At 49.4% G+C, this 24424-nt stretch carries 19 protein-coding genes, 1 pseudogene and 1 riboswitch; of the genes and pseudogenes, 14 read left to right on the forward strand and 6 right to left on the reverse strand.

What is annotated here, in order from left to right; genetic code table 11:
* Positions 1-124: 124 nt before the first annotated feature.
* The gene (locus N5E87_RS09960) at positions 125-2641 is read right to left on the reverse strand and encodes a glucan 1,4-alpha-glucosidase (protein ID WP_279775306.1); all 2517 of its coding nucleotides are present in this window, start codon (positions 2639-2641) and stop codon (positions 125-127) included.
* 129 nt (positions 2642-2770) lie between these two features.
* Positions 2771-4366 carry an MFS transporter gene (locus N5E87_RS09965; protein ID WP_086903481.1) on the reverse strand — a complete coding sequence of 532 codons (1596 nt, stop codon included), beginning with the start codon at positions 4364-4366 and terminating at the stop codon, positions 2771-2773.
* Between the two features lie 743 nt (positions 4367-5109).
* Here N5E87_RS09965 and N5E87_RS09970 point away from each other — a divergent pair.
* From N5E87_RS09970 to N5E87_RS09980, 3 genes and pseudogenes are all read left to right on the forward strand, one after another.
* A complete protein-coding gene (locus N5E87_RS09970; RefSeq protein ID WP_086903480.1) occupies positions 5110-5403 on the forward strand; it encodes a YciI family protein in 294 nt (97 codons plus the stop codon).
* Between the two features lie 146 nt (positions 5404-5549).
* Positions 5550-6428, forward strand: coding sequence for an alpha/beta hydrolase (locus tag N5E87_RS09975; RefSeq protein ID WP_086903479.1), 879 nt, complete (start codon positions 5550-5552; stop codon positions 6426-6428).
* A gap of 54 nt (positions 6429-6482) precedes the next feature.
* Positions 6483-6641 (forward strand): annotated as a pseudogene (locus tag N5E87_RS09980) (class I SAM-dependent rRNA methyltransferase); the annotation flags it as partial.
* 68 nt (positions 6642-6709) lie between these two features.
* On the opposite strand, the gene N5E87_RS09985 reads toward N5E87_RS09980, so the two are convergent.
* The 3 genes from N5E87_RS09985 to N5E87_RS09995 form a co-directional block, all read right to left on the reverse strand.
* A complete protein-coding gene (locus N5E87_RS09985; RefSeq protein WP_086903478.1) occupies positions 6710-7159 on the reverse strand; it encodes a carboxymuconolactone decarboxylase family protein in 450 nt (149 codons plus the stop codon).
* Between the two features lie 36 nt (positions 7160-7195).
* Entirely contained in the window at positions 7196-8080 is an 885-nt protein-coding gene (locus tag N5E87_RS09990) for a helix-turn-helix domain-containing protein (protein ID WP_086903477.1), read from the reverse strand.
* Between the two features lie 317 nt (positions 8081-8397).
* Positions 8398-10509, reverse strand: a complete 2112-nt coding sequence (locus N5E87_RS09995) for a glycoside hydrolase family 97 protein (RefSeq protein WP_126513065.1) — start codon at positions 10507-10509, stop codon at positions 8398-8400.
* A gap of 261 nt (positions 10510-10770) precedes the next feature.
* On the opposite strand from N5E87_RS09995, the gene N5E87_RS10000 reads away from it, so the two are divergent.
* A complete protein-coding gene (locus tag N5E87_RS10000; protein ID WP_086903476.1) occupies positions 10771-11613 on the forward strand; it encodes a tRNA (adenine(22)-N(1))-methyltransferase TrmK in 843 nt (280 codons plus the stop codon).
* Positions 11614-11726: 113 nt separating this feature from the next.
* On the forward strand, positions 11727-12257 hold the full coding sequence (locus N5E87_RS10005; protein WP_086903475.1) for an NUDIX domain-containing protein: 531 nt from the start codon (positions 11727-11729) through the stop codon (positions 12255-12257).
* Positions 12258-12355: 98 nt separating this feature from the next.
* On the opposite strand, the gene N5E87_RS10010 is transcribed toward N5E87_RS10005, so the two are convergent.
* Complete coding sequence (locus N5E87_RS10010) at positions 12356-13039, reverse strand: hemolysin III family protein (RefSeq protein ID WP_086903474.1); 684 nt, start codon at positions 13037-13039, stop codon at positions 12356-12358.
* A 276-nt stretch (positions 13040-13315) separates the two neighbouring features.
* On the opposite strand from N5E87_RS10010, the gene N5E87_RS10015 reads away from it, so the two are divergent.
* From N5E87_RS10015 to N5E87_RS10055, 9 genes are all read left to right on the forward strand, one after another.
* Entirely contained in the window at positions 13316-14482 is a 1167-nt protein-coding gene (locus N5E87_RS10015) for a hypothetical protein (protein ID WP_086903473.1), read from the forward strand.
* 175 nt (positions 14483-14657) lie between these two features.
* Positions 14658-14756: riboswitch (TPP riboswitch) on the forward strand.
* Between the two features lie 158 nt (positions 14757-14914).
* Positions 14915-17077 (forward strand): phosphomethylpyrimidine synthase ThiC, encoded by a 2163-nt coding sequence (thiC, locus tag N5E87_RS10020; protein ID WP_086903472.1) that lies wholly within the window; start codon positions 14915-14917, stop codon positions 17075-17077.
* 2 nt (positions 17078-17079) lie between these two features.
* A complete protein-coding gene (gene thiE / locus N5E87_RS10025) occupies positions 17080-18777 on the forward strand; it encodes a thiamine phosphate synthase (RefSeq protein ID WP_086903471.1) in 1698 nt (565 codons plus the stop codon).
* Positions 18774-19790 carry a HesA/MoeB/ThiF family protein gene (locus N5E87_RS10030; RefSeq protein WP_086903470.1) on the forward strand — a complete coding sequence of 339 codons (1017 nt, stop codon included), beginning with the start codon at positions 18774-18776 and terminating at the stop codon, positions 19788-19790. The genes thiE and N5E87_RS10030 overlap by 4 nt, the downstream gene beginning before the upstream one ends.
* Positions 19787-19990 (forward strand): sulfur carrier protein ThiS, encoded by a 204-nt coding sequence (gene thiS / locus N5E87_RS10035; protein WP_086903469.1) that lies wholly within the window; start codon positions 19787-19789, stop codon positions 19988-19990. Before N5E87_RS10030 ends, thiS begins: the two co-directional genes overlap by 4 nt.
* Before the next feature lies 1 nt (position 19991).
* Entirely contained in the window at positions 19992-20756 is a 765-nt protein-coding gene (locus tag N5E87_RS10040) for a thiazole synthase (protein ID WP_086903468.1), read from the forward strand.
* Positions 20753-21868: a 2-iminoacetate synthase ThiH gene (gene thiH, locus N5E87_RS10045; RefSeq protein ID WP_086903467.1), complete on the forward strand. Its 1116-nt coding sequence runs from the start codon at positions 20753-20755 to the stop codon at positions 21866-21868. Before N5E87_RS10040 ends, thiH begins: the two co-directional genes overlap by 4 nt.
* A gap of 124 nt (positions 21869-21992) precedes the next feature.
* Positions 21993-22256, forward strand: coding sequence for a chemotaxis protein (locus N5E87_RS10050; protein WP_086903466.1), 264 nt, complete (start codon positions 21993-21995; stop codon positions 22254-22256).
* Between the two features lie 2 nt (positions 22257-22258).
* Positions 22259-24394, forward strand: coding sequence for a putative metalloprotease CJM1_0395 family protein (locus N5E87_RS10055; RefSeq protein ID WP_086903465.1), 2136 nt, complete (start codon positions 22259-22261; stop codon positions 24392-24394).
* The last annotated feature ends 30 nt before the right edge of the window (positions 24395-24424 follow it).

Below are 24424 nucleotides of genomic sequence, written 5' to 3' on the forward strand. Positions count from 1 at the left end.
TAGCTCTTAGAAATTGTTCTTAGAAATAGCCCTTAGAGATAACCCTTAGAGATAACCCCTTAAGAGCATTCCCAAACAGAGTCCCTTAGTGCTAATTAGCGGCTAAGGGACACTTGCGTAGGATCTATTTCAACGCTTCTGGGACGATAGGGTAGTTATCCCAGACTCGACCATCGCTCATTGAACGCACCAGCTTGATATATTCAGCGTGGGTCCAGGCGAGCGGGGTGGCGGAGTTAGTGCCTTGGCCGAGTTGATATTGGTAACGTGTGGCGTTACCCACACCGTCCCATGCTTGCTCGGGGAGCATTAGCCCCGCGTTGGCAAAGGTTTCCATCCCTTGCACATAGGTATTGATAAGCTGCTGTTTGGTTTGCTGCGCGTGAGCACCGTTTAGCTCTCCCTTAGCGCTGGCGAGGGCCAATTCAAAATGGCCACGCTCACCGGTGAAGAAGGGCCAGACGCGGCCGCGTTGGTTGTCGCTATTACTGCCTGATTCGGCGTAGTTTGCGCCAGTGAGGGTATCTTCACCGTAGCCATCGTTACCGTAACGCCTAAACCCAGGAACACTGCTGCCATCTTTTGCAGTAAAGTTGTATTTGAGGCGTAAATTGTCTTCAAGCTCAGTGTTATCCACCAGCGCTAGGCTTTGATTAATCAGCTTATCGGTGGCGCCACGCACGCCGTAACGCACCAACTCTAAAAAGCCACCATCGAGGATCTGACGTTGATCTAATCCCGCACGACCATTATTAGCGGCGAGTTGCTCGGCGGTGTTTGGTTCGCCATTGGGGCTTAATCGCAAATAATAAGGCGCCTTAATGCCTTGGCTATCTGTAAGCAAACCTTGGGTCGTCACTAAGTGTTTTTCAAGTTGTTGATTAAGCGTTTTGGCGGTTGCGAGATAACGCTGACTGGCATCGCTATCGTTTACTGCTTTAGCAATATCACTCGCGGCCACTAAGCCTGCGATCACTGCGGCCGTGGTGGAGGGCGAATAACCAGCTTGTTCTTCCCAACGTTCTTGCTGGGTTTTCGGTGGCGTAATTTGCGTGTGATTCCAGTCAAGATTGACCTCGCCGCCGCTGACTAAAAAGTCCGCCGCGGCTTTTAGCATCTCTTGATACCAATGGCTCAGCTCAGCTTGACTAAGCTCGCCTGCTTGCCAGAGTTTCCAGCCGAGCATGATCGGCATCGCCGTTTGGTCGAGCTGTACGCCCACCCATTCGATTTGGCCATCCACATGGGTCTTTTGTAAAAACCAACCGGGCGTGCCGCTATAGCCTGGAGTTTTGTCACTCACTTGCACCTTTTTAAGGTACTCAAAGGCGACTTTAGGCGTTTGCGTATCGCCCATGGCGAGAAATGCCATGGCGCATTGGTAAAAGTCTCGGGGCCAAACGGCCTTGTAACCCGTGCTGGGTGTGACAGCAGGGACAGTATCGCCCCAAGGATTAGAAAGCGACGCAATAAGGGCGCCCGCGTAGGTTTTATCTTCCTGCGCCTTGAGTACCATGGCACTGGTATACAGCAGTTTGCCATTATCTGTGGTGCTCTGCGCCATATCTGGCATCGCAGGCAGCGATTGTAAATAACTGTGCCAACCAGCGTTGTATTGGCTCAGCACTGCATCATACCCCGCCGTTAAGCTGGCGTTGGCATTGGCTAAACTGCTGGCTTCATCTTGGCCAAAACCAATCGCCAAATTCACATTAAGAGGTTGATTCGCTTGGAGTGCAGGATAACTGGCGGTAAAGGCAATGTTGCCTTGAGTGGGCTTTTCAGCGTTGCTGGTGGCCTGATACAGCGTATCAAGCTTACCGTTATCGGCTAAATCGGCCAAACCGTCGGATACACCGACAAAGCCCGTAGTCGCCTGCGTAAAATCGATATCCGATTTCACCGTCATTACGCTGCTGTGGGGATCGGCCGTGCGAGCAATAAGGGCTTGATGATCGATTCTGCCAATATCATTCGCGCCCGCATTATCGATATGGGGGTTAACGTATAAATGCGGTGTGATGCCAGCTTCAAAGGCGGTAAACGTCACGCGCATCATCAGCGTATCGCGGTCGGGATCGGTAAAGATATGTTTCTCTATCTGATACTTACCTTCAACATCGCGATTGATAATCTTATAGGCCAAGGATTGCGGGCGGCCATTGGCATCGGTATCTAAGTATTCAATGCTGCTGTTCGTGTTGTCTTTTTCGGTATCGACAAAGCCATTGCCTGTGATTACAAATTGCAACTCTTTGAGCTGAGCGTTGTGAATAAGGCCGTACATGGTCTCGGTTAAAATCCCCTGCGCGACGGAGAACCACACTCGGCTAATGGGATTTTGCGCGCTGTCTTGGTATTGCCCCTGAGTATAAGGCTCATAGGAGGTGCCAATCCCGGTTTTGCCGGAAAACGCCCAGGTTGGGGCTTTGCCGGGGGCGCCGGGGGCAATCTGTGCGTCTGTGGCTTTTGTGACGGTTGGTGCTGATGTGTCAGCATTGGGGGCCGAGGGTGAGCAGCCCATTAAGCTGGCAACGCCGATAAGGCTTGCGGCAATTGCGAGCGCAATCGGCTTACGAGTTAAGTTGCGGCGGTGAGTTAAGCTGCGAGCCTGCTGCGAAGGTACTGTTGTCGATGCCATATTCTTCAAAATCTCCCCAATCAATAGATGGTGCTAATTGCGATTTATTCTTGTTGTAAGCTATGTGGCCATACGTCTTGGCGTTTAGTTGCCCAAACGCCAAGGGTGCCGAATTGTAGGATCTGCGATTTACGCTTGAGTGTGCTGAGTATTCGGTTGCTCAACAAAGAGCACGGCAACCCCGGCGCAGAGCATCAGGACGCCGCCGGTGATCAGGGCATAGATGGGCTGACCATCAAATAATCCATTAAGAATTAAGCCTAAAACACTGGCTGCGAGCAGCTGTGGGATCACGATAAAGAAGTTAAAAATCCCCATATACACGCCCATTTTTTTCGGCGGTAAGGCGCCAGATAACATGGCGTAGGGCACGGAGAGAATCGAGGCCCAGGCGATACCCACGCCAATCATGGGCAGCCATAACAGACTGGGATCTTTGATCAAATAGAAACTGATCAACCCAAAACCGCCGCAGAACATATTAAAGGTGTGGGTCAGTTTGATGCCGATACGTTTAGCAAGCAGTGGGATAAACAGGGCCGCAATGGCCGAAAATCCATTGTAGGAGGCGAACAGTACGCCCACCCAATCGGCACCATCGTTATAGGCCTTAGACAACACATCGCTGCTGCCAAAATGATAGGACGTCACCGCCGAGGTGGTGTAAATCCACATCGCAAAGAGCGCGAACCAAGAGAAAAACTGCACTATGGCTAACTGATGCATGGCCTTAGGCATATGGAATAAATCATCGACCACATTAAAGACAATGCCCAGTTGCGCGCGCTGTGAGGGCGTTGATTTGCCTAAACGCAGGGCGCAGTAAAGTTGCAATGGGCCAAAGGCAAAAATCCCTAAGGTTAAAATATACAGCTGCTTATCTAAATCCTGTGTCAACACCGCAAGCGTCAGCAGTGCGCCTACAGCCATCCAAACGATAGCGGCAAATTGATAATTCTTGTGGGTGCGTGTGCGGTTTTGTTGATCATCTATGCCCGCGTCAGCATTGCCATGGAAGGCGGCAAGTTCATCGGGGGAATATTCTTTGGTGGACACAACAGTCCAAGCCACGCTAAGAAACAGCACTGCGCCACCAAAATAGAAGGCATAACGCACCGAATCGGCAATTTCGCCAGCGGGCGCGGTATTGGCGACAGCAAAGAAGTTACTGAGAATATAGGGCAGGGCCGAGGCCACAACCGCGCCGATGCCGATAAAAAAGCTTTGCATGGCATAGCCTTGGGTGCGCTGCTTAGGAGGTAAATTATCCCCCACAAAGGCACGGAAGGGTTCCATGGCGATATTGATTGAGGCATCCATAATCCACAGCATGCCCGCGGCAATCCACAAAGTCGGGGAATGCGGCATCACAAAAATGGCGAGAGTCGTACAAATGGCGCCGATTAAAAAATATGGCCGGCGGCGACCTAAACGCCCCCAAGTGTTATCGCTCAGATAACCAATAATAGGTTGAACCAGCAGACCCGTTAATGGCGCGGCAATCCACAGGATGGGAATATCATCGATAGAAGCGCCAAGGGTTTGGAAAATGCGGCTGACGTTGGCATTTTGCAGTGCAAAGCCAAATTGGATCCCCAAAAAGCCAAAGCACATATTGAAGATTTGCCAGAAATTCAGCTCGGGTTGCACCCTATGCACGGCGCGCTGCGCCACCTTGGGCGAGAAATTCTCTAATGGGGTAACCGTTTGTTGATCCGTGGACATGCAACTTCCCTTCAGTAGCGGGCAGCGGGGCTGCCTTGAGTCATTTATCGTTATAATGTGTGGCCTATTCAATGGCCTTTGCTCAGTTTTACGCGTGTTGTGCTAGCTTCCCAAATGTGCATCAGTGCTTGACCGTGTGGGTGAAAAAATGGCGAATATACCTCTCCCTCAGAAGCATATTCGCCAATAAATTCATTTTCATACTCAATGATGCAAATGCTCAATAGCAGAAAAGAACCTAAGCCTGACAGCTATCCTCAAAGGCAACCACCAGAAACGACCTCACAGTGTTCAACCCCACAAGCAGAGGGTGAAACTAGCGAATTTATAGTAGCCGCAGCGCCAATTGACACACAACCGCTTACATACGTATTCATCATTCCTTGATAACCCTAGCGAAACAGCCCTGTAACTAATAGTGTGTGGATTTTACGTGAGGCGTGGATGGGTTTAAACCCTCGATTTATCCAGTTCTCACATCGATGGGATGAGTTCAGAACCTTGCCCCACGGGTCACTCGCGCTGTGATGAAGGGCTATGCATGAATCCACTCAGATCGCTGGGTAAGTTCATGGCTCATCTTTCAGCTTGAACAACACGCCCTAGGCTATTGATAGCGAAAGCATAATGCATCACTATGTCGCCAGACTTTACTGACTATTGGCGACTTGCCGCCATTGAAGTGTGTGGCAAGAGCAATTGAGAATTCATTCTGGCTTGTTATTACGCCATTAAGGAACGCTATGTTTGTTATTACTTTAACCTACAAAAAACCGCTGGCCGATGTGGAATTGCATTTAGCGGCCCATATTGCCTATCTCGATGAATATTATGCCAAGGGCACCTTTATCGCCTCAGGCCGTAAGGTCCCTCGCACGGGTGGAGTGATCCTTGCCAAAGCGGATAATCGCGCCGAGCTTGAAGCCATTGTCAAACTCGACCCCTTCTATATCGAAGAGGTGGCCGAATTTGAGGTGGTGGAGTTTGTGCCTACTCGGGCCGCAGCAGGTTTAGAGCCGTTGATTGAAGTGATTTAATGGCCTTTAAGTCTGTCTAGAGGCTGATATCGGCAGGCTAGATTTCATCGCTAGATTTCGTCGCTTTAGCGAAAGGTGCCAAATGCTGAGATTGGTTAATTTCATGCCGCGTAACTAGCACAGCGGGACGCAATAGGTAAGATTTAATGGATAAAATTTGCAATGAGTTACAACAGGCAAAGGTTTTTAAAACCTTTTCTGACACTGGTGAAGGTGCACATTTTTACCATGCTAATGGGTTTCCATTGGGTGTTTATGCGCCCTTATTAGCCAAGTTGCAGCCAGCATTCAGCCTGAGTGCACTCGAGTTAAGACCGACATGGCCCGATGTTGGTTTGCCGCCTAAGCGCCGAGATTGGCAGCTATATGCCGATGATTTGATCTCGCATATTGAACGACATTGCAGTGCGCCAATTGTGGGCATAGGCCATTCGATGGGAGCAACCAGTACTATTCTTGCCGCCAGCAAAAGACCCGATTTGTTTAAGGCATTGGTCCTTATTGAACCCGCAATGGTATCGCGCTCTATCGCTTGGTTTGCCAAGTTAATGCCTAAATCACTAATGAATTTTACTGCGCCCGCAAAAAACACCTTAAAGAAGCGCGATATGTGGGAAAGCCGTGAGCATTTTCTTGAATATTGCAAAATGAGTAAGCTATACAAACGCTTTGATGATGAGGCGTTTACCGCCTTAGCCCAATTCGGGGTTTATCAAAACACTGATGGACAGTTCACGTTGAAGTTTCCTAAACAGTGGGAAGCGCATAATTACACTCAACCGCCGAATGTATTATCGATATTGCAGCAGCTAAAGCTTCCCTGCGTCGCCATCAGAGGGAAACCGTCAGTTTTCTTTTCTGAAGCGACTTGGCAGCGCTGGCAACAGCTCGCGCCAGACACAGTGTTTTTAGAAGATAAGCGCTATGGACATCTGCTGCCATTAGAAGATCCCTCTGCCTGCATAAGCCTTATCCAAAGTGGACTCGCTGAATTGCACCGAAACGGAAGGTATAAATTAGTCTGAGCATGCATTTAGCGGTAACGACCAAAGCTAAAATGCGGGTTAACAATCGCGGCGAGCCAAGTAGACCGACAAGATTGGTTTGATAGCCTAGTACGCTGCGTTGAAAAACAAGGCCGAGGTGTGACTGAGCACACTTGGCTCGATCCCCATGAGGATTTCCCGTCATTCGATGATAATCATCCACTTAAAATTGTCGCGTTGACCTTAAACTAACGACACAATGATATCAACAAGCAGGGCACCCGATTCGGTGCCCTGTTTATTTGTCGATTTATCTGCCGCTAGATGGGTTGTAAATGGAAGGCGATCGCAACGCGGTTCCAACCATTAATGGCAATGATGAGGCAGGTGAGATCGACAATCTCCTTCTCAGAATAATGCTCGGTGAGCGCGGCATATTCACTGTCGTGCACCGGCGATTGAGCGACGCGGGTTAAGCTTTCGGTCCAGCGCAGCGCTGCTTGCTCCCGTGCATCAAAGAGATCATCGACTTCGTGCCAAGCGGCCAGTAAATCTAAACGCCGCTGGGTTTCACCATCGTGGCGCGCTTCCTCGGCGTGCATTCGCTGACAAAACGCGCAGCCATTGAGCTGCGATGCCCTCAGTTTGACTAAATGTACCAATAATGGTGAAAACGCCGAGTCAGCCGCCGCTTTATCTAGGCTAATAAGTGCTTTGGCGAGTTCGGGTTGGAGTTGGTAAATCTGTTGGCGTGCAATTCGTTCTGACATAAAGCCTCCTGTAAGTTGAGGCTTCAATCTAAGGGCTTAATCGGGCGTTTTATTGGAGATTTGCGACATCTTGCGTTTTTTATATTGCCCCGGTGTTTGCTGCATTACCCGCAAAAAATGCTGGTGTAGGTGGGCTTGATCGTAAAATCCACAATCGAAGGCTACCTGCGCTAGGCTAAGGGATGGCGATTGGCTCAATAAGTTGCGGGCGATTTTGACTCGATTCAGCTGCAATAATTGCGCGGGCGATAAACCTGTTTCCTGCTTAAATTTACGTTCAAATTGGCGCCGACTCATGGGGAGTTGCCCGTAAAACGTGTCTAAATTGGCTTGGGTGTGGATGAGTCGAGGCAAGGTTGCGGGGACTAGACTCATTCGCGTCGATAAGCTTAAGTCTAATTGCTTCGCTCGTTGCAATAGCCAGTGTTCCACGAGGGCGATACGCTCGCTAGGCTGTGGTGTGTCGACGAGTTGGTATAAGAGCGCCGTTAAACCCACGATGGGCCACTGAGTTATATTGATAACGCTTGCTGTCGTATCGGCGCGAATAGCGGCTAGCTCAAGACCCAATAAATGGAAGGCACCACCGGGCTGAAAACGCACCGTAATTTGCTCGGTACCCGGTGCGAAGCTGTGATAATGCCGTTGCTGTCCCGAGTAAAAATACGCTAAAGGCGTATCGCCAGTGCCGGGTGATGGTAAATAGAAATGCAGGCTTGTGCCGCCGTCAGGATAGAAGATTTGTTCGATTGACTGTGGTAAATCCGCTGCGACATGCAAATGAAAATAACGCTGCACCCAAGGACGCAGTGGGGCAATGGCTTGAAAATGATTAAAGCCTAAGTGGGCAAATTGGGTCTCGAAACGCTTAAAACTGCGCATTTCGAGTTCATTAGCCGTGTATCGCAAGGTCGTCACCATTAAGCATTGGGGAGTTTAGCTTAAGCTAACTTAATGCCATTTGCATCCGTATCAAGTGTGACTCAGTAGTGGAGGGCAATGGTACAGCTCACATGCAATCCGCCAACGGTTGTTAGGCGCTGTAACTAAAACTTAAGCAACTCAAGCAAGTAACTTAAACATGTAACGAAGTGGCTCAATAAAAAAATAGTCACCAAGAACGGTGTCTCGGTGACTATTGTAATGACTACTGTCACTAGGATTGCTGCTGCAATAGTTACAGTCGCAAATAGTGACTATTACTCGGTTTTCTTAAGCGTTCATGTTAGCGCTTGTCGTTACAGCGCTTTAAAGCGGATCGCTGTGCCGCCACTGCTGGCTAGCTGTAATGTCAGACTATCCTTGGCGCTAACCTCTTTGGTTTCAATCACATAATCATAAGGATTGGTTTTCCATTCGGCTTTAGTGCCATCACGGTAAATCTGTGCTTGATAGCGTTTATTTGGGTCGAGGAAATCCAGTTTTACCTTAACCTGACGGGCATTTTCATCGGTCAGCGCGCCTAAGTACCAATCCTGTTGATCCTTGGCCTGACGGGCAAACACCACATAATCACCCACTTCGCCAGCCAGTGCGATACTTTGATACCAGTCTGTTGGTACATCGCGGATAAACTGGAAAGCATCTAGATGTTTTTGGTAATTGCGCGGCAAGTCGGCAGCCATTTGGATTGGGCTATAGAGCACCACATACAGGGCAAGCTGCTTCATCAAGGTGGTTTGCACGCGGTTTTCGGCATCTAAGCCCTTGGGGGCTAAGTCAAAAATCCCCGGGGTGAAGTCCATTGGCCCTGCCAGCATGCGGGTAAAGGGCAGCATGGCAGTATGTTCTGGGTTATTTGGTGGGCTGCCCCAGGCATTGTATTCCTGTCCGCGTGCGCCTTCGCGGGCAAGCCAGTTCGGATAGGTGCGGCGAAGTCCGGTATCTTTAATCGGCTCATGGCTGTTGATGCTGATATGGTGCTTTGCGGCTTCGGTGACACTGTGCAGATATTCGCCAACCATAAACTGTCCATCGTGCCATTCGTGACGGGTGATGCCATTTTCATCGATGCGTTTGATTTGTCCACCGTCTGCCACGTAACCGGTTTTGACTTGGGTCACGCCATGTTTTTCATACAGGGCGAAGGCATCATCCATTTGATTACGGTAATGGGTCACTGAGCCTGCGGTCTCATGGTGACCAATCAGGCGCACGCCTTTATTCGCGCCGTAGGCGGTAATGGCGGGTAAATCGAAATCATCGTAGGCCTTGGTAAAACTGAATTGATCGCCATTATGGAACCAATCGCCATCCCAACCTTGGTTCCAACCTTCGACCAAGACGCCATCAAACTGATACTTGGCGGCAAAATCCATATAGCGCTCTGTTTCGCTGGTGGTTGCGCCGTGTGTTGGACCCGAGCCCCAAGTGTTTTCATTGAGGTGCATCCCCCACCAAATACCGACATATTTGCCCGGTTTAACCCAAGAGACATCCCCCAGTTTATTGGGTTCATTCAGGTTGAGGATAAGGTGAGAATTAAGCAGGCCCGTGGCCTTGTCGGCGATTTGAATCGTGCGCCATGGGGTATAAAAGCCCGCTTGGGTTTTAACCCGAATACCATCAGACCAAGGGGTGAGATCGGCCTTGAGCTTGCCATCACGCTGCTGATCGAGGGTCATCGAGGCAAAATCAACTAACGCCGCCTCGTGAATGCTCAAATGGATTCCATCGACCAGTTTAAAGGTAAAAGGGGTGTGGGCTCGGTCGACTTGATTGAGCGCGCTGGTGCGATACAAATATTCGTAGCGGTTCCATCCACGAGAAGGGATCCACCAGGCGGTGGCCTTATCACTCTGGCCAATATTAAATTCGGTAAGTTCATCGGTAATGGCAAGCGGCGTATTGGTCGGCAGTGCGTGTTGGGTCGCTAAGTGATAACGAAAGCCTATGCCATCGTCAAAGGCTTTAAACTCGAGGTTTAAGTCGATTTTACCGTCGGTTAATACCACGCTAAGTTGATTGTGTTGATCCTTTATCCACTCTTGTTCACCCCAAGGTTGCTGCCATTTTTCATCGGCGCTGGCGGTGTGGCTCGATTTAATGCGAAGACCTTGGCCTAATTCGCCCAATGAGGCAAAGACTAACCCTAAGCGGCTCGGTTCGATAATCGATTTGCCATGAAAATGGACTTGGTATTCGGGGCGGCCCGTATCATCGCTCAGACTCAAGACGATTTGCTTATCGGGGGAGCTTAGGTTGAGGGTCTGTGCTGTGGCACTGGTGCTGAGCAGGCTGCCAATGCTGAGTGCGAGCAAGCAGGGCGTGAATAGGTTGGCGGCCCAATGGCGGCTATTTTGCGTTGGTGAGTTGATGTGGCGTGCGTGGGTAAGAGGATTGCTGAACATTCCCTGATCCTTGTTTTTATAGTGAATATGGGTCAATGCATACTAGTGGCGATGGGTTTTTGCTCGCAATGCTTTGCATACGTATTCACCATAGCGAGCGGGTTGGCGGCAGGCTAAACGTAAGGCGTAAAGAGTAAAGAGATGGGTTTTAACTGCTGACTCGGGTAGAATGCGCGGCTTTCTTGGCTTTCTTATTTTGTTTAAGGGGCTTAAGACTTAAGCCGATATGGGCAGCGATATCAACGCGTTTGGGAGTGAGCGGTGAAAATTAGTCAGCGATTACAGCAGATCAATCGAATGGTGGGGCCAGGGTACGATCATATCTGGGACTGCTGCTGCGATCATGGTTTACTCGGCATGTTGTTACTGCAAAGAAATGCTGCACCTAAGGTGCATTTTGTCGATTGTGTTGCGCCCTTGATGCAGCAACTTAGCCTTGAGTTAGCAAGGTTTTTCCCTCAGCAGCCTATCTCAAACCCTCAAAATGCAACTGAGCAAACTACAACTGAGCAAACCGCCAATCTTCAAAGTGAATGGCAAGTGCATTGCCTCGATGTGGCGGCCTTGCCACTGGCGCAATACGGCAAGCAAGCCAAGCACTTAGTAATTATTGCGGGTGTCGGTGGTGAGTTGTTGGTTGAATTGGTTCGCAGTATTGTGGCGAATCAGCAAAGTCAAAGTGATGCTCACAGTGGAAATGATTCGAGCAATCATGACCTTAGTCAAGGCGCCCGCCAGCTCGAATTTATTTTGTGTCCCGTGCATCATAATTACCATGTGCGCAGCACGTTGGCAGAATTGGGCTTATCCCTTAAAGATGAATATTTACTCGAAGAAAACCAACGTTTCTACGAGATACTGCATTTAACTCAAGCAAATGCTAGCTCAAAGACGAATACCAGTTCAAAAACAACTGAAGCAGTGCCCTTAAGTGCGACGGGCTCAATCATGTGGAAAGGGTTAGATGCGGATAAAACTCGTCAGGCCAAGCGTTATCTTGACCAAACTATCAGTCACTACCAACGTATCCCTGAGAGTCGCATGCCCAACAAACCACAAATTGTGGCGGCCTATCAGTACATTTTGCAGCAACTGAATTGTTAACCCTATAGGTCAAATGCGCCCATTGAGTACTACATCTTGGCATTAAAACGGTTTTGCTCTGTAAATCCATCGAGTTGGTTTATGCTAATAGGCCGTTAATCTTGAGTTTTATTATGCGTTTATTGAAGTCCACCCAAGCTGCCAATCTCAATCTTAAACAGGCGAAGATTTTTTATCGCCAAGCCGCCCGCGCCATAGTGCTGTCGGGGGAAGATATTTTGCTGCTCTATACCCAGAAATATCGCGATTACGGTTTGCCTGGCGGTGGGGTGGATAAGGGCGAGAGTATCGAAGTTGGACTTATCCGCGAATTGCAGGAAGAAACCGGCGCCATTGCCGCCAGAGTGTTAGCGCCCTTTGGCCGTTATGAGGAATATCGCTCCTGGTTTCGTGAGGGGGCAAACGTGATGCATATGGACTCTTATTGCTATCTTTGCGAAATCGATATGAGCCTTGGCGAACGCGGCTTGGGTGAGCCAAGGCTCGAAGCCCATGAGATAAAAAACGGGATGCGACCAGAGTGGATCAATATCCATCAAGCGATTGCCCATAATGAAGCGATCCTACGGACGTTTGCCAATAAAGGGCAATCTATCGACAGGGAAACCTTTCTGCTCAAACGAATCGTTGAAGAATTGCTATAGAAAGCCATGCTCGATGGTCTTATTGGCACATTGGCTCAACACGCAGACATAAAAAAGCCATCCTAAGGATGGCTTGTGAGGAAAGTCTGTCTTAGCGGCTAGATCACGGTTAAATAAATACAAAAGAAATGGCTCATCGCGCCCGCCAATACAAATAAATGCCAAATCGCGTGATTGTACGGAATGCGTTTACCGACATAGAAGATCACCCCTAAGGTGTAAAACAACCCGCCCAATAGCAAAAGCTTAAATCCTAGCGGTGACATCGCCGCCGTCAAATCGCCCATCACAGTCACACACAGCCAACCCATCACTAAATAGAGCACTAGGCTCATTTTTTTAAAGCGATGAATAAACAAAGTTTTAAATAAAATCCCACCAATAGCCAAAGACCAAATCGCCGTGAGGATAATGGTGGAAAGCTGTCCTTGCAGGCTGATTAACATCAGCGGGGTATAGGTGCCTGCAATTAAGCAGTAAATGGCACAATGGTCAGCAATCTTGAGTTTATGTTTCCAGCCTAGATGCGTCACGCTGTGATACAGGGTAGAACTTAAAAACAACAGGATGAGGCTTGCGCCATAAATAATAACACCTGTGAGCTGAATATTGGTGAGATGGTCGGCGCCTTTGAGGATCATAAACACTAAGCCTACTATACCCGCGATCACCCCTAGGCCATGGCTTATGCTATTGGCTATCTCTTCACTAAGGCTATATCCACTGATATTCAATGGTTTTTCATGAGTCATTTGCGGCTCTATCAAACTCTGGCTTGGCATGCTGTTGATCCACTCGATGGCGATAATGACTGAGTCTATCAGTTGGTAAATTGGAAAGCCATAATTAGCTTACACGTGTAAGCTAATTTATTTTGAGGTTAACACTATCAACTGAGATTTAGGCGAGCTCTTATCTAGTTGTACAACATTATGGTGCCTATTTACGACCGATTAATGTCAACGCCTTGGAACTTTGTGCGGTGCGCTTTCTCTAATCCCCCGTAGTAATCATGGATTTGTTAAGTACTTTGTCCATAAAGTACTAAGGGATGGATTTTGCCTGTTCGTTCGACTATTACCCCAGAAGATGATCTCAGTTTTGTTGCGCACAGTCGCGTGACAAACGACGATACTGTCGCATTTTCCGCTATGCCTTTTTGTGCTACGGCTTTTAGCGCCCATGCAGAGCCTTTGGGCAATGCTATAAACCTCAATTTGAGTGAGGCTAACCAAAGAGAGAACGATAGCGCATTCCACCCCAATTTAGGCTTCAGTTGGCGAGAGTGGTCGCATTATTTCAATCTTAAGCTATTGCTTTGGGTCATCTTGGGTCATGGTTTACTGCTGTTGTTATTAATTTTTTTATGGCGAACCCAGTCGGAGCAGTTAGGGCTGTCGTTTAGCGAATCTTCAGCCAATGCACGAACTGAAACCAAAGCGTTAAAGGCATATTTTATTTATGCGCCGCCAACGCAAACCGCTCCTGCGGATTCGGCTAAAGATTCTTCTGTGGAAGAGCCTGCGGTTTCTCGCGAGCCAATAACTTCAGCACCTAATAGGGTAAAGCCGATGCCAAAACCCACTGAGCAGATTACAAAACCTCCTGAAGTCAGTGCCCAATTATCAAAAGTAAAAGCATCAAAAGTAACAGAATCAAAAGCACCAGCACCAAGCACATCAGTGCCTAACGCCTCAACACCTAACGCTCCAACACAAAGCCAAACCCAGCTGAGTGCAAAAGAGGCTGTTAAGTCTAGAAAGGCAGAAATCCAATCAAGCTCGGCACAAGCGGTAAGTACAGAGCAGTCAGCGGCAAGTGGGCAAAGCGGCGGCGGGGCGGCTGGTAGCGTGGGATTATTTACCCAGCGCTATTTTGAGCGCCAGCGTGAGCAAGCTTTAGATGATTTAGTGTTAGAGCAAGCAAATCATTACTCTAAACGATCGAATATGTCTGAAATGAGTGCTGAGATGGAGGTGCTGATTGTGCCCAATGCCGACGATTTTAGCGGCCCCACCAGTTTAGATTTAGAACTGGATCCCAATCGAATTGTCCGTAAAGGGGATACCTGCTATCGGGTCGTCAAAGTAGGCACTCAAATTAATCCCTATGCCGAGAATTTAGGTTTCCCCTTCGATTGCAGTGGCAAGAAAATGAACCAAGAAATTGACGATGCCATTAAGGCGCAGCTCGATAAAATGATGGTAAAGCGGCCCAAAGGTTAAATAATAGTAATGATAAATTTTCACTAAAAATAGTTTAAATCAGCGGTTGTAAAACGAATAAAAATTAAAAGCCTTTAAATACATTGTGTTATTCGTTCTTTATTTTTGATTGATAATTCAATTTTTATCCTAAAATTACGCTTGTTTGTTCGCAGCGCTTCTGCCTATACTTTTGCCCATCTTGTCGGAGTGCCTCTTGGCTGAGACCGTTTATTCGGGATCCGTTGAACCTGATCAGGTTAAAACCTGCGAAGGAAACAAGCATAATAACATCCATTAAATCGTATCAGCGGCCACCTTTCGCCCTGTATTAACTCATCGATTTAGTCGTTATTGAGTCCGTAAATCCGCTTTGGGTTTGCACAGCTCAGCTTCAACACTCAAGTCTCCAGACAAGCAACCCCATTTTTATTTGTTAAAGTGAGATTGCTTATGTCCAGTTTAGAATCGTCCTCAGAATCGATTGCCGTTAATGCCCAAGGGCAAACGAGTCGCCGTGCGGCGCGCGCCCAGGCGCAAGCCTTTATCGATACCCTTAAACCATTACAACACCCTAATTCGCAAAAGTTATATCTGCAGGGAAGTCGCGAGGATCTCCGTGTAGGGATGCGGCAAATTCTGCAAACCGATACGCGAATTGGCGGTACTGCTACCGCGCCTATAGTCGAGAAAAATCCTCCCATTCCTGTGTATGACTGCGCCGGTCCTTATTCCGATCCGGCTGCGCAAATAAACGTGCGCCAAGGTTTAGCCAAACTCAGATTACCTTGGATTATCGAGCGCCAAGATACCGAAGTGCTCGATTGTGCTACCTCAGATTTTACCCAGCAACGCCTAAAGGATGATGGACTCGATCATCTGCGTTTCGAAGCCGGCTCAAGTGCGATTGTTCGTCCTCGCCGTGCCTTACCGGGGAAACGCGTGAGCCAATTACACTATGCCCGCCAAGGGATTATTACCCCTGAAATGGAGTATGTGGCGATTCGGGAAAATATGGCGCTCGCCGAGGTGCAAGATGAAATCTTAAACCGCCGCGGCCAAGGTGAATCCTTTGGCGCTGTGATTGGTAAACCGATTACCCCAGAGTTTGTCCGCGATGAAATTGCCCGTGGCCGCGCGATTATTCCGTTAAATATCAATCATCCAGAAGCCGAACCTATGATTATTGGCCGTAACTTTTTAGTGAAAGTGAATGCTAATATCGGTAACTCGGCGGTCACGTCCTCCATCGAGGAGGAAGTGGAAAAGCTAGTATGGTCAACCCGTTGGGGCGCTGACACTGTGATGGACTTGTCCACGGGAAGGTATATCCATGAAACCCGCGAATGGATTATCCGTAACTCGCCAGTGCCGATTGGCACAGTGCCGATTTATCAAGCTCTTGAAAAAGTGAATGGTGTCGCCGAGCACCTGACCTGGGAAGTGTTTCGCGATACCTTGATTGAGCAAGCGGAGCAGGGCGTCGATTACTTTACCATCCACGCGGGCGTGTTATTGCGCTATGTGCCCATGACCGCCAAACGGGTGACTGGCATTGTGTCCCGCGGCGGCTCGATTATGGCCAAATGGTGCTTGAGCCACCATCAAGAAAACTTCCTCTATACCCATTTCCGTGAGATTTGCGAGCTGTGCGTGGCCTACGATGTGTCGCTGTCATTAGGCGATGGTATGCGTCCAGGTTCGATTGCCGATGCCAATGATGAGGCGCAGTTTGCCGAGCTTGAGACCTTAGGCGAGCTGGTCAAAATCGCTTGGGAATACGATGTGCAGACCATTATCGAAGGGCCTGGACATATCCCGATGCAACTTATCAAAGAGAATATGGATAAGCAGCTTATCCACTGCGCCGAGGCGCCGTTTTATACCCTAGGGCCGCAAATTACTGATATTGCGCCGGGTTACGATCACTTCACCTCAGGGATAGGTGCGGCGATGATCGCGTGGTATGGCTGCGCCATGCTCTGCTATGTGACGCCGAAAGAGCACTTAGGTCTACCCAATAAGCAGGATGTCAAACAAGGGCTGATTGCCTACAAGATTGCCGCCCATGCGGCCGATATTGCAAAAGGCCACCCGGGCGCGCAGATCCGCGACAATGCGTTATCCAAGGCGCGCTTTGAATTTCGTTGGGAAGATCAATATAACCTGGGACTCGACCCTGATACCGCCCGAGCCTATCACGATGAATCCCTGCCACAGGAATCGGCCAAGGTTGCGCACTTTTGCTCTATGTGTGGCCCTAAGTTTTGCTCGATGAAGATAACCCAAGATGTGCGCGACTATGCGGCAAGCTTAGCGGCGGGTACGTTGTCAGTGGCTTCGTCAAGCCAAAATGTTGAGAGCGCTGAAGCGCTTGCATCGATAAACCCTGCTCAACAAGGGCAATCAAACACAGAAGCAATCCAGCAGATCAGAGTCAAAACCCAAGATGAATTAGCGGCGGCCATGGCGCAAAAATCGGCCGAGTTTGCGGCCTCGGGCGCCAAACTGTATCTGCCGCTGGGCGATGCTAATACAGCCAATACAGCCAAAGAATCGGCCAAGCAGCAGGATGGGACAGAGCTCAAACCAACAGCACAGGTTGCGGAGGTTTGATAATGACCCCAGCTAAACATATTAGCCAGGTGGCGCCTAAACCTATCGTCTGGACCATTGCCGGTTCAGACAGCGGTGGCGGCGCGGGGATCCAAGCCGACTTAGCCACCATCAAGGATTTGGGCTGCCATGGATGCAGCGTGATCACCACGTTAACGGCCCAAAGTTCGGTGGCGGTGGCGTTAGTTGAGCCTGTGAGTGAGGCAATGTTACTCACACAGCTCTCGACCCTGTTAGCCGATTTACCGCCTCAGGCGATTAAAATTGGCTTACTCGCGAATCAGCAGCAAGTGCACTTAGTTGCCGATTGGTTGGCTGGTTTTAAAACCCAATTTCCGCTCGTCCCCGTTATTCTCGACCCTGTGATGGTTGCAAGCTGTGGGGATGAACTTGGCGATAAGAGCACGGCGAGCAAACCTCTGGATTTTACTCCCTTTAAGGGCTTGATTAGCCTGATTACGCCGAATGTGCAGGAGTTGGCAAGGCTTACTGTCGTTACAGATAAACAAGCGTCAGCAATTCACACAAAAGCAGAGTTCGCCGCTGCGGCAATGCAACTTTCTGTGCAATTAGCTTGCAGCGTATTAGCCAAGGGCGGCGATATTGATTTTGCGGCTCAGGCAAGTGCTGGCATTAATATAAGGGATAGCTTAAGCGATCACAAAAGCGGTATCACAAGTCATCGTATCGCCGCAGATAATCAGCGTTTGGCGGAAGATCTGCTGATTTGTCATCAGGTTACTGGCTGCTCACCGCTTGACGCGAATGGCGGTTTTTGGCTGAGCAGTGTGCGGATAAACACTCGCCACAACCATGGCAGTGGTTGTACTCTGTCTTCGGCCATCGCCTCGGTGTTAGCTTTTGGCTTTGTATTGCAGGATGCAGTTGTGGTAGCAAAAGCCTATGTCAATCAAGGCTTAACTTATGCACAGGGGATTGGCCAAGGCCCTGGGCCACTCGCGCGTACCGCTTGGCCGCACAGCTTAACAGCGTATCCTCACGTCACTGCTTATTCTCAAAACAGCTTGAGTGAATCCAGTGATTTGCAATGCGGCGCGTTTAAGCGCCTTGAACCTGACTTAGGGATTTATCCAGTTGTCGATAACTTACTGTTACTCGAACAGTTATTGGCGGCGGGCGTGAAGACGGTACAGCTCAGGATAAAGTCTAATGCGCTAAAGTCTAATGTGCTGGCGTCGGACGAACTTGAGGCAAAAATCCAAACCGCGATTGCCTTAGGTAAGCATTATGATGCGCAGCTTTTTATCAATGATCATTGGCAGTTAGCGATAAAGCATGGCGCATTTGGGGTCCATCTTGGACAAGAAGATCTGGCGGTAACGGATCTTTACGCCATTCATGCAGTAGGCTTGGCTCTTGGCATCTCGAGCCACGGTTATTTCGAGTTACTGCGTGCCCATCAACATGCGCCATCTTACATCGCCCTTGGGCATATCTTCCCGACGACCACCAAGCAAATGCCATCGGCGCCGCAGGGGTTATGTAAACTCACTCATTATGTTGAGCTGTTAAATGCGCACTATCCCTTAGTGGCAATTGGTGGCATAGGACCTTCGAATCTTGCCCAAGTCAAAGCGACTGGGGTGAGCAATATTGCCGTGGTGCGGGCGATTACCGAAGCAAATGATCCAGTAATGGCCTATGCCGAATTGACTCGGGCTTGGGAGTCAAGCCTATGAGCATGACACAAGAGCAGGCGCAATCCCTTGCCGATAAAGACTTTATTCGTTATTCGCGGCAAATATTTTTACCTGAGGTCGGCGAGGCTGGCCAGTTGCTGCTTAAACAGACTCATGTCCTTATCGTCGGCCTCGGCGGCCTTGGGCAATTGGCGGCGCAGTATTTAGCTTGTGCCGGTATTGGGCGCTTAACGCTTGTCGACGGCGATAGGGTGGAATTGTCCAATCTGCCAAGGCAATTACTCTTTAGTGACGACGATATTGGCCATCACAAAGCCCTCATTGCTAAACAGAAATTGGCCGTGTTAGCGCAAGGTTGTGAGATTGATGCCTTTGCCGAGCATTTGACTCTCGAGTCTGCGAACACTGTATTTTCTGGTCTGTTAGCCCATGGTGAAGAGACGAGGTTAGTGCTTGATTGTACCGATAATCTTGCAGCGCGCCACTGTATCAATCGGCTGTGTATTGATCATGCCTTACCTCTGGTGAGCGCCTCCATTGCCGCTTTCAACGGTCAACTGTTTGCGGTTGATCAACAGCGTTTCCCAATGGGCGGTTGTTATCACTGTATTTTCCCCTCGAATACTCGCGCGCCACAAAATTGTAGCAGCCAAGGTGTGCTTGGCCCCAGTGTCGGCGTGATGGCATCGATGCAGGCGCTGCTAGCAATGCAATTGTTGCTCCTAGCCACGCCGCCAACCTCTGCAACAAAGCAAACAGCCAATCAGACTTTCGAAGAGGCAAGCCATTCAATCGCCTCCACGAGAGCGCTACTTGGGCGATTCTGGCGCTTCGATGCCAAGTTGCTGCAATGGCATTCGGCCGCATTAACCCGTGATCCCGAGTGCGAAGTGTGCGGATTAAAACCGAGTTCATTAAAGCTGAATTCATTAAAACCGAGTGAATTCATGCAACGCCAATCAAGCGAGCGCGTAGAAAAGGCGAATGCTAACACTCAGCATTCGACCGTAACCGTTTCATTCAAATCTGTCCCTAATCGAGGTTTGTTATGATTTTAATTCATCTCAATAATATGCCCCAAACACTGCAACAACCGCTGAGTTTACAAGCCTTGTTAGAAGCACAAAATATTTGCCAACACTCGGTTGCCTTAGTGCTTAATGAGGCTGTTGTGCCAAAACACCGATGGTCATCTATCCAGTGCCAACACGAGGATAAGATTGATGTATTTGCCGTTGTAGCTGGAGGTTAAGATGTTAACGATTGCGGGTGTGGAATTTGAGTCACGATTATTTACGGGCACGGGTAAGTTCAGCTCAAGTCAGCTGATGCTGGAGTCCATTAAGGCGTCTAAATCGCAGTTGGTTACAGTTGCGATGAAAAGAATTGATTTGAAAACAGGAGCCGATGATTTGCTATCGCCACTAAGGCAAGCGGGCGTGCGACTCTTGCCTAATACATCGGGGGCGCGTAATGCGAAGGAAGCGATATTCGCCGCTGAACTGGCGCGGGAAATGCTGGGAACACAATGGGTTAAACTTGAAATTCATCCCGATCCCAAATACCTGATGCCCGATGCAGTCGAGACGTTAGCGGCGGCCAAAACCCTGTGTGAACGTGGGTTTATCGTGATGCCCTACGTGCATGCCGATCCTGTGTTATGTCGCCGCTTAGAAGAGGTTGGCTGCGCTGCCGTGATGCCACTGGCAAGCCCAATTGGCACTAATCAGGGGCTGGTGACTGAGTCTTTTATCAAGATGATTATTGAGCAGGCAAAAGTGCCCGTGGTGATTGATGCGGGAATTGGCGCGCCATCCCATGCGGCCCACGCGATGGAGCTGGGAGCCGATGCCGTTCTGGTTAATACCGCCATCGCGAGTAGTGCTTCGCCCATTGAAATGGCGCAGTGCTTTAAGGATGCAGTAGATTGCGGGCGACGCGCCTTTGAAGCGGGGCTTGGCCGAGTGCAAACCCAGGCTGTCCATACCAGTCCATTAACAGGATTCTTGCAGCAATGAGTTTTGTTGACCAATTTGCCCGCATTGAACGGGATAAGTTATTGCTGGCGTTATATTCCTGCACGGCAGCGGAGGTTGAGCGCGCCCTGATGCAACCCGAGGGTAATCTAGAGAGTTTACTCGCCTTGTTGTCTCCAGCAGCAGAGCCCTATATTGAAGAGATGGCGCAGCGCTCGGCGGCGCTCACTCGGCAACGCTTTGGGGCCAATATTGGACTCTATTTACCCTTATATCTGTCAAATCTGTGTGCCAACGAGTGCGACTATTGCGGCTTTAGCATGAGCAATAAGCTAAAGCGCAAAGTGCTCAATGAGCAGGAAATTGTGGCCGAAATGGCGATTATTAAATCCCGTGGCTTTGACTCTATCTTACTGGTATCGGGTGAGCATGAAACCAAAGTAGGGATGGATTACTTTAAGCGCGTGTTACCCATTGTAAAACAGCAGTTTAGTTATTTAGCCATGGAGGTACAGCCGCTTGATGAGATTGATTATCGCCAGCTTGTCGAGCTAGGACTTGATGCTGTGATGGTGTATCAAGAAACCTATCAAGCGGCGACCTATGCTAAGCATCACACCCGAGGCAATAAGCAGGACTTTGCGTATCGGCTGGCAACGCCCGACCGCGTTGCCAGCGCAGGTGTCGATAAGATTGGCCTAGGCGTGTTATTGGGTTTGGATGACTGGCGACTCGATGCCTTACTGATGGGGCATCATTTGGACTATTTAGAACGGCATTATTGGCGGACTCGCTTTAGTATTTCGTTACCTCGTTTGCGGCCTTGTACCGGCGGCATAACGCCAAAAGTGCATTTAACCGATCTTGGACTGGTACAATTGATCTGTGCCTTCAGGCTTTTTAATCAGCAACTTGATATCAGTTTATCGACACGCGAGGCGCCATCACTTCGGGATAATTTGCTGCCACTTGGGATAACACAAATGAGTGCGGGGAGTTCAACGCAACCTGGCGGTTATCAGGCGCCAGAGAGCCAATTAGATCAGTTTGAGATAAGCGATGAACGTACCGTTGAGCAAGTCATGACTCAGATGCGCCTTCGGGGATTTAATCCGGTTTTTAAGGATTGGGAATCGGCTTGGATTGCGGGTTAAATGGCGTGCGAAGATCCTGCAGAAATGCGCTCGAAAATGCCGCTAGAAGGGGCGATAAATCTGTACTTCGCACTAGAGTTGGTTAATAATTAATCCAGTCATTACCAGATGCAGGAATACTCCTATGCAAATCCAATCTGCTTATGCTTCCGGTCTGCAAGGCTTGCAAACGGCTCAATCAGGGCTCACGCAGGCAACGATTGATGTGGCCAAACCTAGCCCATCGCAAAGTGCTGCGCCGACAGAAACCGCTAAGGCGGTAGATGAACCCGATAAAACTTCGGCGTTACTGGCGGCGAATGAATCATTGCGACAAGGTGAGGCATCGACTGAGGTACTCCAGCGAGAGTCAGAAACCATAGGTTCGATAATTAACATCAAGGTATAGTTATGTCGGTTATGGCGCTGTCAGCACAAATTGGCGCGCCATCCACTTCGTTTTTGGGCGCGGATAAGTCTATTGAGCCAGCAAAAGGCGTTAAACCTCAAGGCGGACAGACTTATCAAGGGGGAAATGGTCAGGCGGTTGCAACGCTCTTTGCTTCAACCACTAACCTAAATGCGCCAAAACTCGAAGCGAGTGGGGCACTTGCACCATCACTAAGCAGCCTCGGGGCTGTGATGGACCAAGCTATGCCAATCAGTACGACACCGCCCGCTTCATTGACGGATGTCAAACCTGCTAGTCCTCCGATTTCATCTCATGTTGATACTGGAGCTGTTCAGAAGGCTTTCACCGCTCTCGGTGGAAATGCCAAGGCACAACTCCATTCTAACGAGACTGTTTCGACTCCGTTAAATACAAGCTTACATGCTTCAACTAGCTTTAGCTTACTCACAGGCCCTCGCTCGATTGGCGGAATGAGGGAAGGGCAAATTGCTGCCATAGCCACACAGCCATCAGTTTCAACCTTGGGGGCATCGGATGTAGGTTTTAGCGCCACGAGTGGTGCTGTTACGCCTTTTTCTCCTCCAGCCCCAAGCCTTGCAGCCACAATTGCTACTACCGATAGCAGTGTTGGCTCCGCGAGTGTGGGGTTAGCCAATATTTTCTCCACATCTACAGCGGTTGCTACGAATATTGGCTCAACCGGGTCTAATAGCATTAATCCAAATGCCTCAAGTGCAGTGGTGACTCCCTTTGCGACTGAATTTTCTGGTGCAGATGCGACAGGCAAAGCGTCACATTCCGGCGCCTCAGCTTTTGCCAATTCAAATGCGCTTCCTGATAGCAATCAATCAAGCGGTGTAAGCGAGCAGTTGAGCCGTGTTTTTAGTAAACCCTCGGGGGAAAGTGGCCAAGTCGGTGCTGGAATTACCCCAAATGCTCAAACGCAACAACAGCAGACTCAAACAGAACAAATTCAAGCTCAAGATGCGCGAGATGAACAAGCCAAGCAGGCAAGGGCACAGGCGGCACAAGAGCAGGAGCAAAAGCAGCAAGCGTTAGCCGAGGTTTTTGCCAAAGCAGAGCAAACTAAACAAGCTCAGCAGACACAGGACGAGCAAACTCGTCAGCAAGACGTAGCGAAGGAGCAAGTTAAACAGGCGCAAGAAAAGGCAATTGAGCAGCAAAAAGCCCAAGTGGACGCATTAAAATCAAGGGACACAGAAGTCAAAGCCCATGAGCATGCCCACGCCAGTGTGGGCGGTCAATATGCCCAAAGCCCCAGTTTCAAATATGAAAAAGGTGCCGATGGTCAGCGTTATGCGACTGACGGTGAGGTGCAAATCGATGTGTCGATAGTACCTGGCGATCCACTGGCGACCATCAATAAGATGAAGCAGGTCTATGCGGCGGCGATGGCACCCGTTGATCCTTCTTCGGCGGATATTCGTGTTGCCGCAGAAGCGCTGCAGAAAATGAATGAGGCCAAGGCGAAACTTGCAGAGGAACGTCAGCAGCAGATAGTTGATCAACCGACAACGGAAACGCTGATTGGCGCCGAGGCACTGATTGAAGGTTTACCACCGCTTAAGGAGCGGCAAATTCAAGTCACAGGCAAGATTGATGCTAATGGCAATATTACTGCGCCCCAAGAGGCACCATCGGCGCCTGTAACAGACGTGATTGATAAGATTAAACAAGCCATTGCGGCGCAGGTTGCATCGAGTAAAACCTCAGATGTAGCAAGTACCTCTGAAGTTGATAAGACAGAGACCATCGAGCCGCCAACGGCGACCTTAGCGTTGGATGAAGCGCCAGAGGTTGCTATGCAGCGGTTGGCGTCGTCTCGTGATAACAAGGGCACATCGAGTCACACCACAAACGGCAGTAATGCTGTGCGTTTCTACGGCTCGGTCGCTGTAACAACGCTGACAAGTAAGGGAAACACTGAAGTTAATCAATCAGGTTCGAATGATGTTTCACTTGAGCCGATAGGTGATTCGTCTAGCTACGAGCCAGGCAGTGTTATGTTCAATGGATTGGCGCTCGAGTCCTCAAGCGGTCAAAATACACGCGGCCTGTTCAATCCTCAAACCTTAGCACTGCACCGTCCACGCTTCTTAGATGTGAATGTCTAGCCTCTCGTTCTCGAAATGCCCGCAAATTTT

Origin of the sequence: Shewanella sp. GD03713 (genome assembly GCF_029843705.1) — a bacterium.
GTDB lineage: Bacteria > Pseudomonadota > Gammaproteobacteria > Enterobacterales > Shewanellaceae > Shewanella.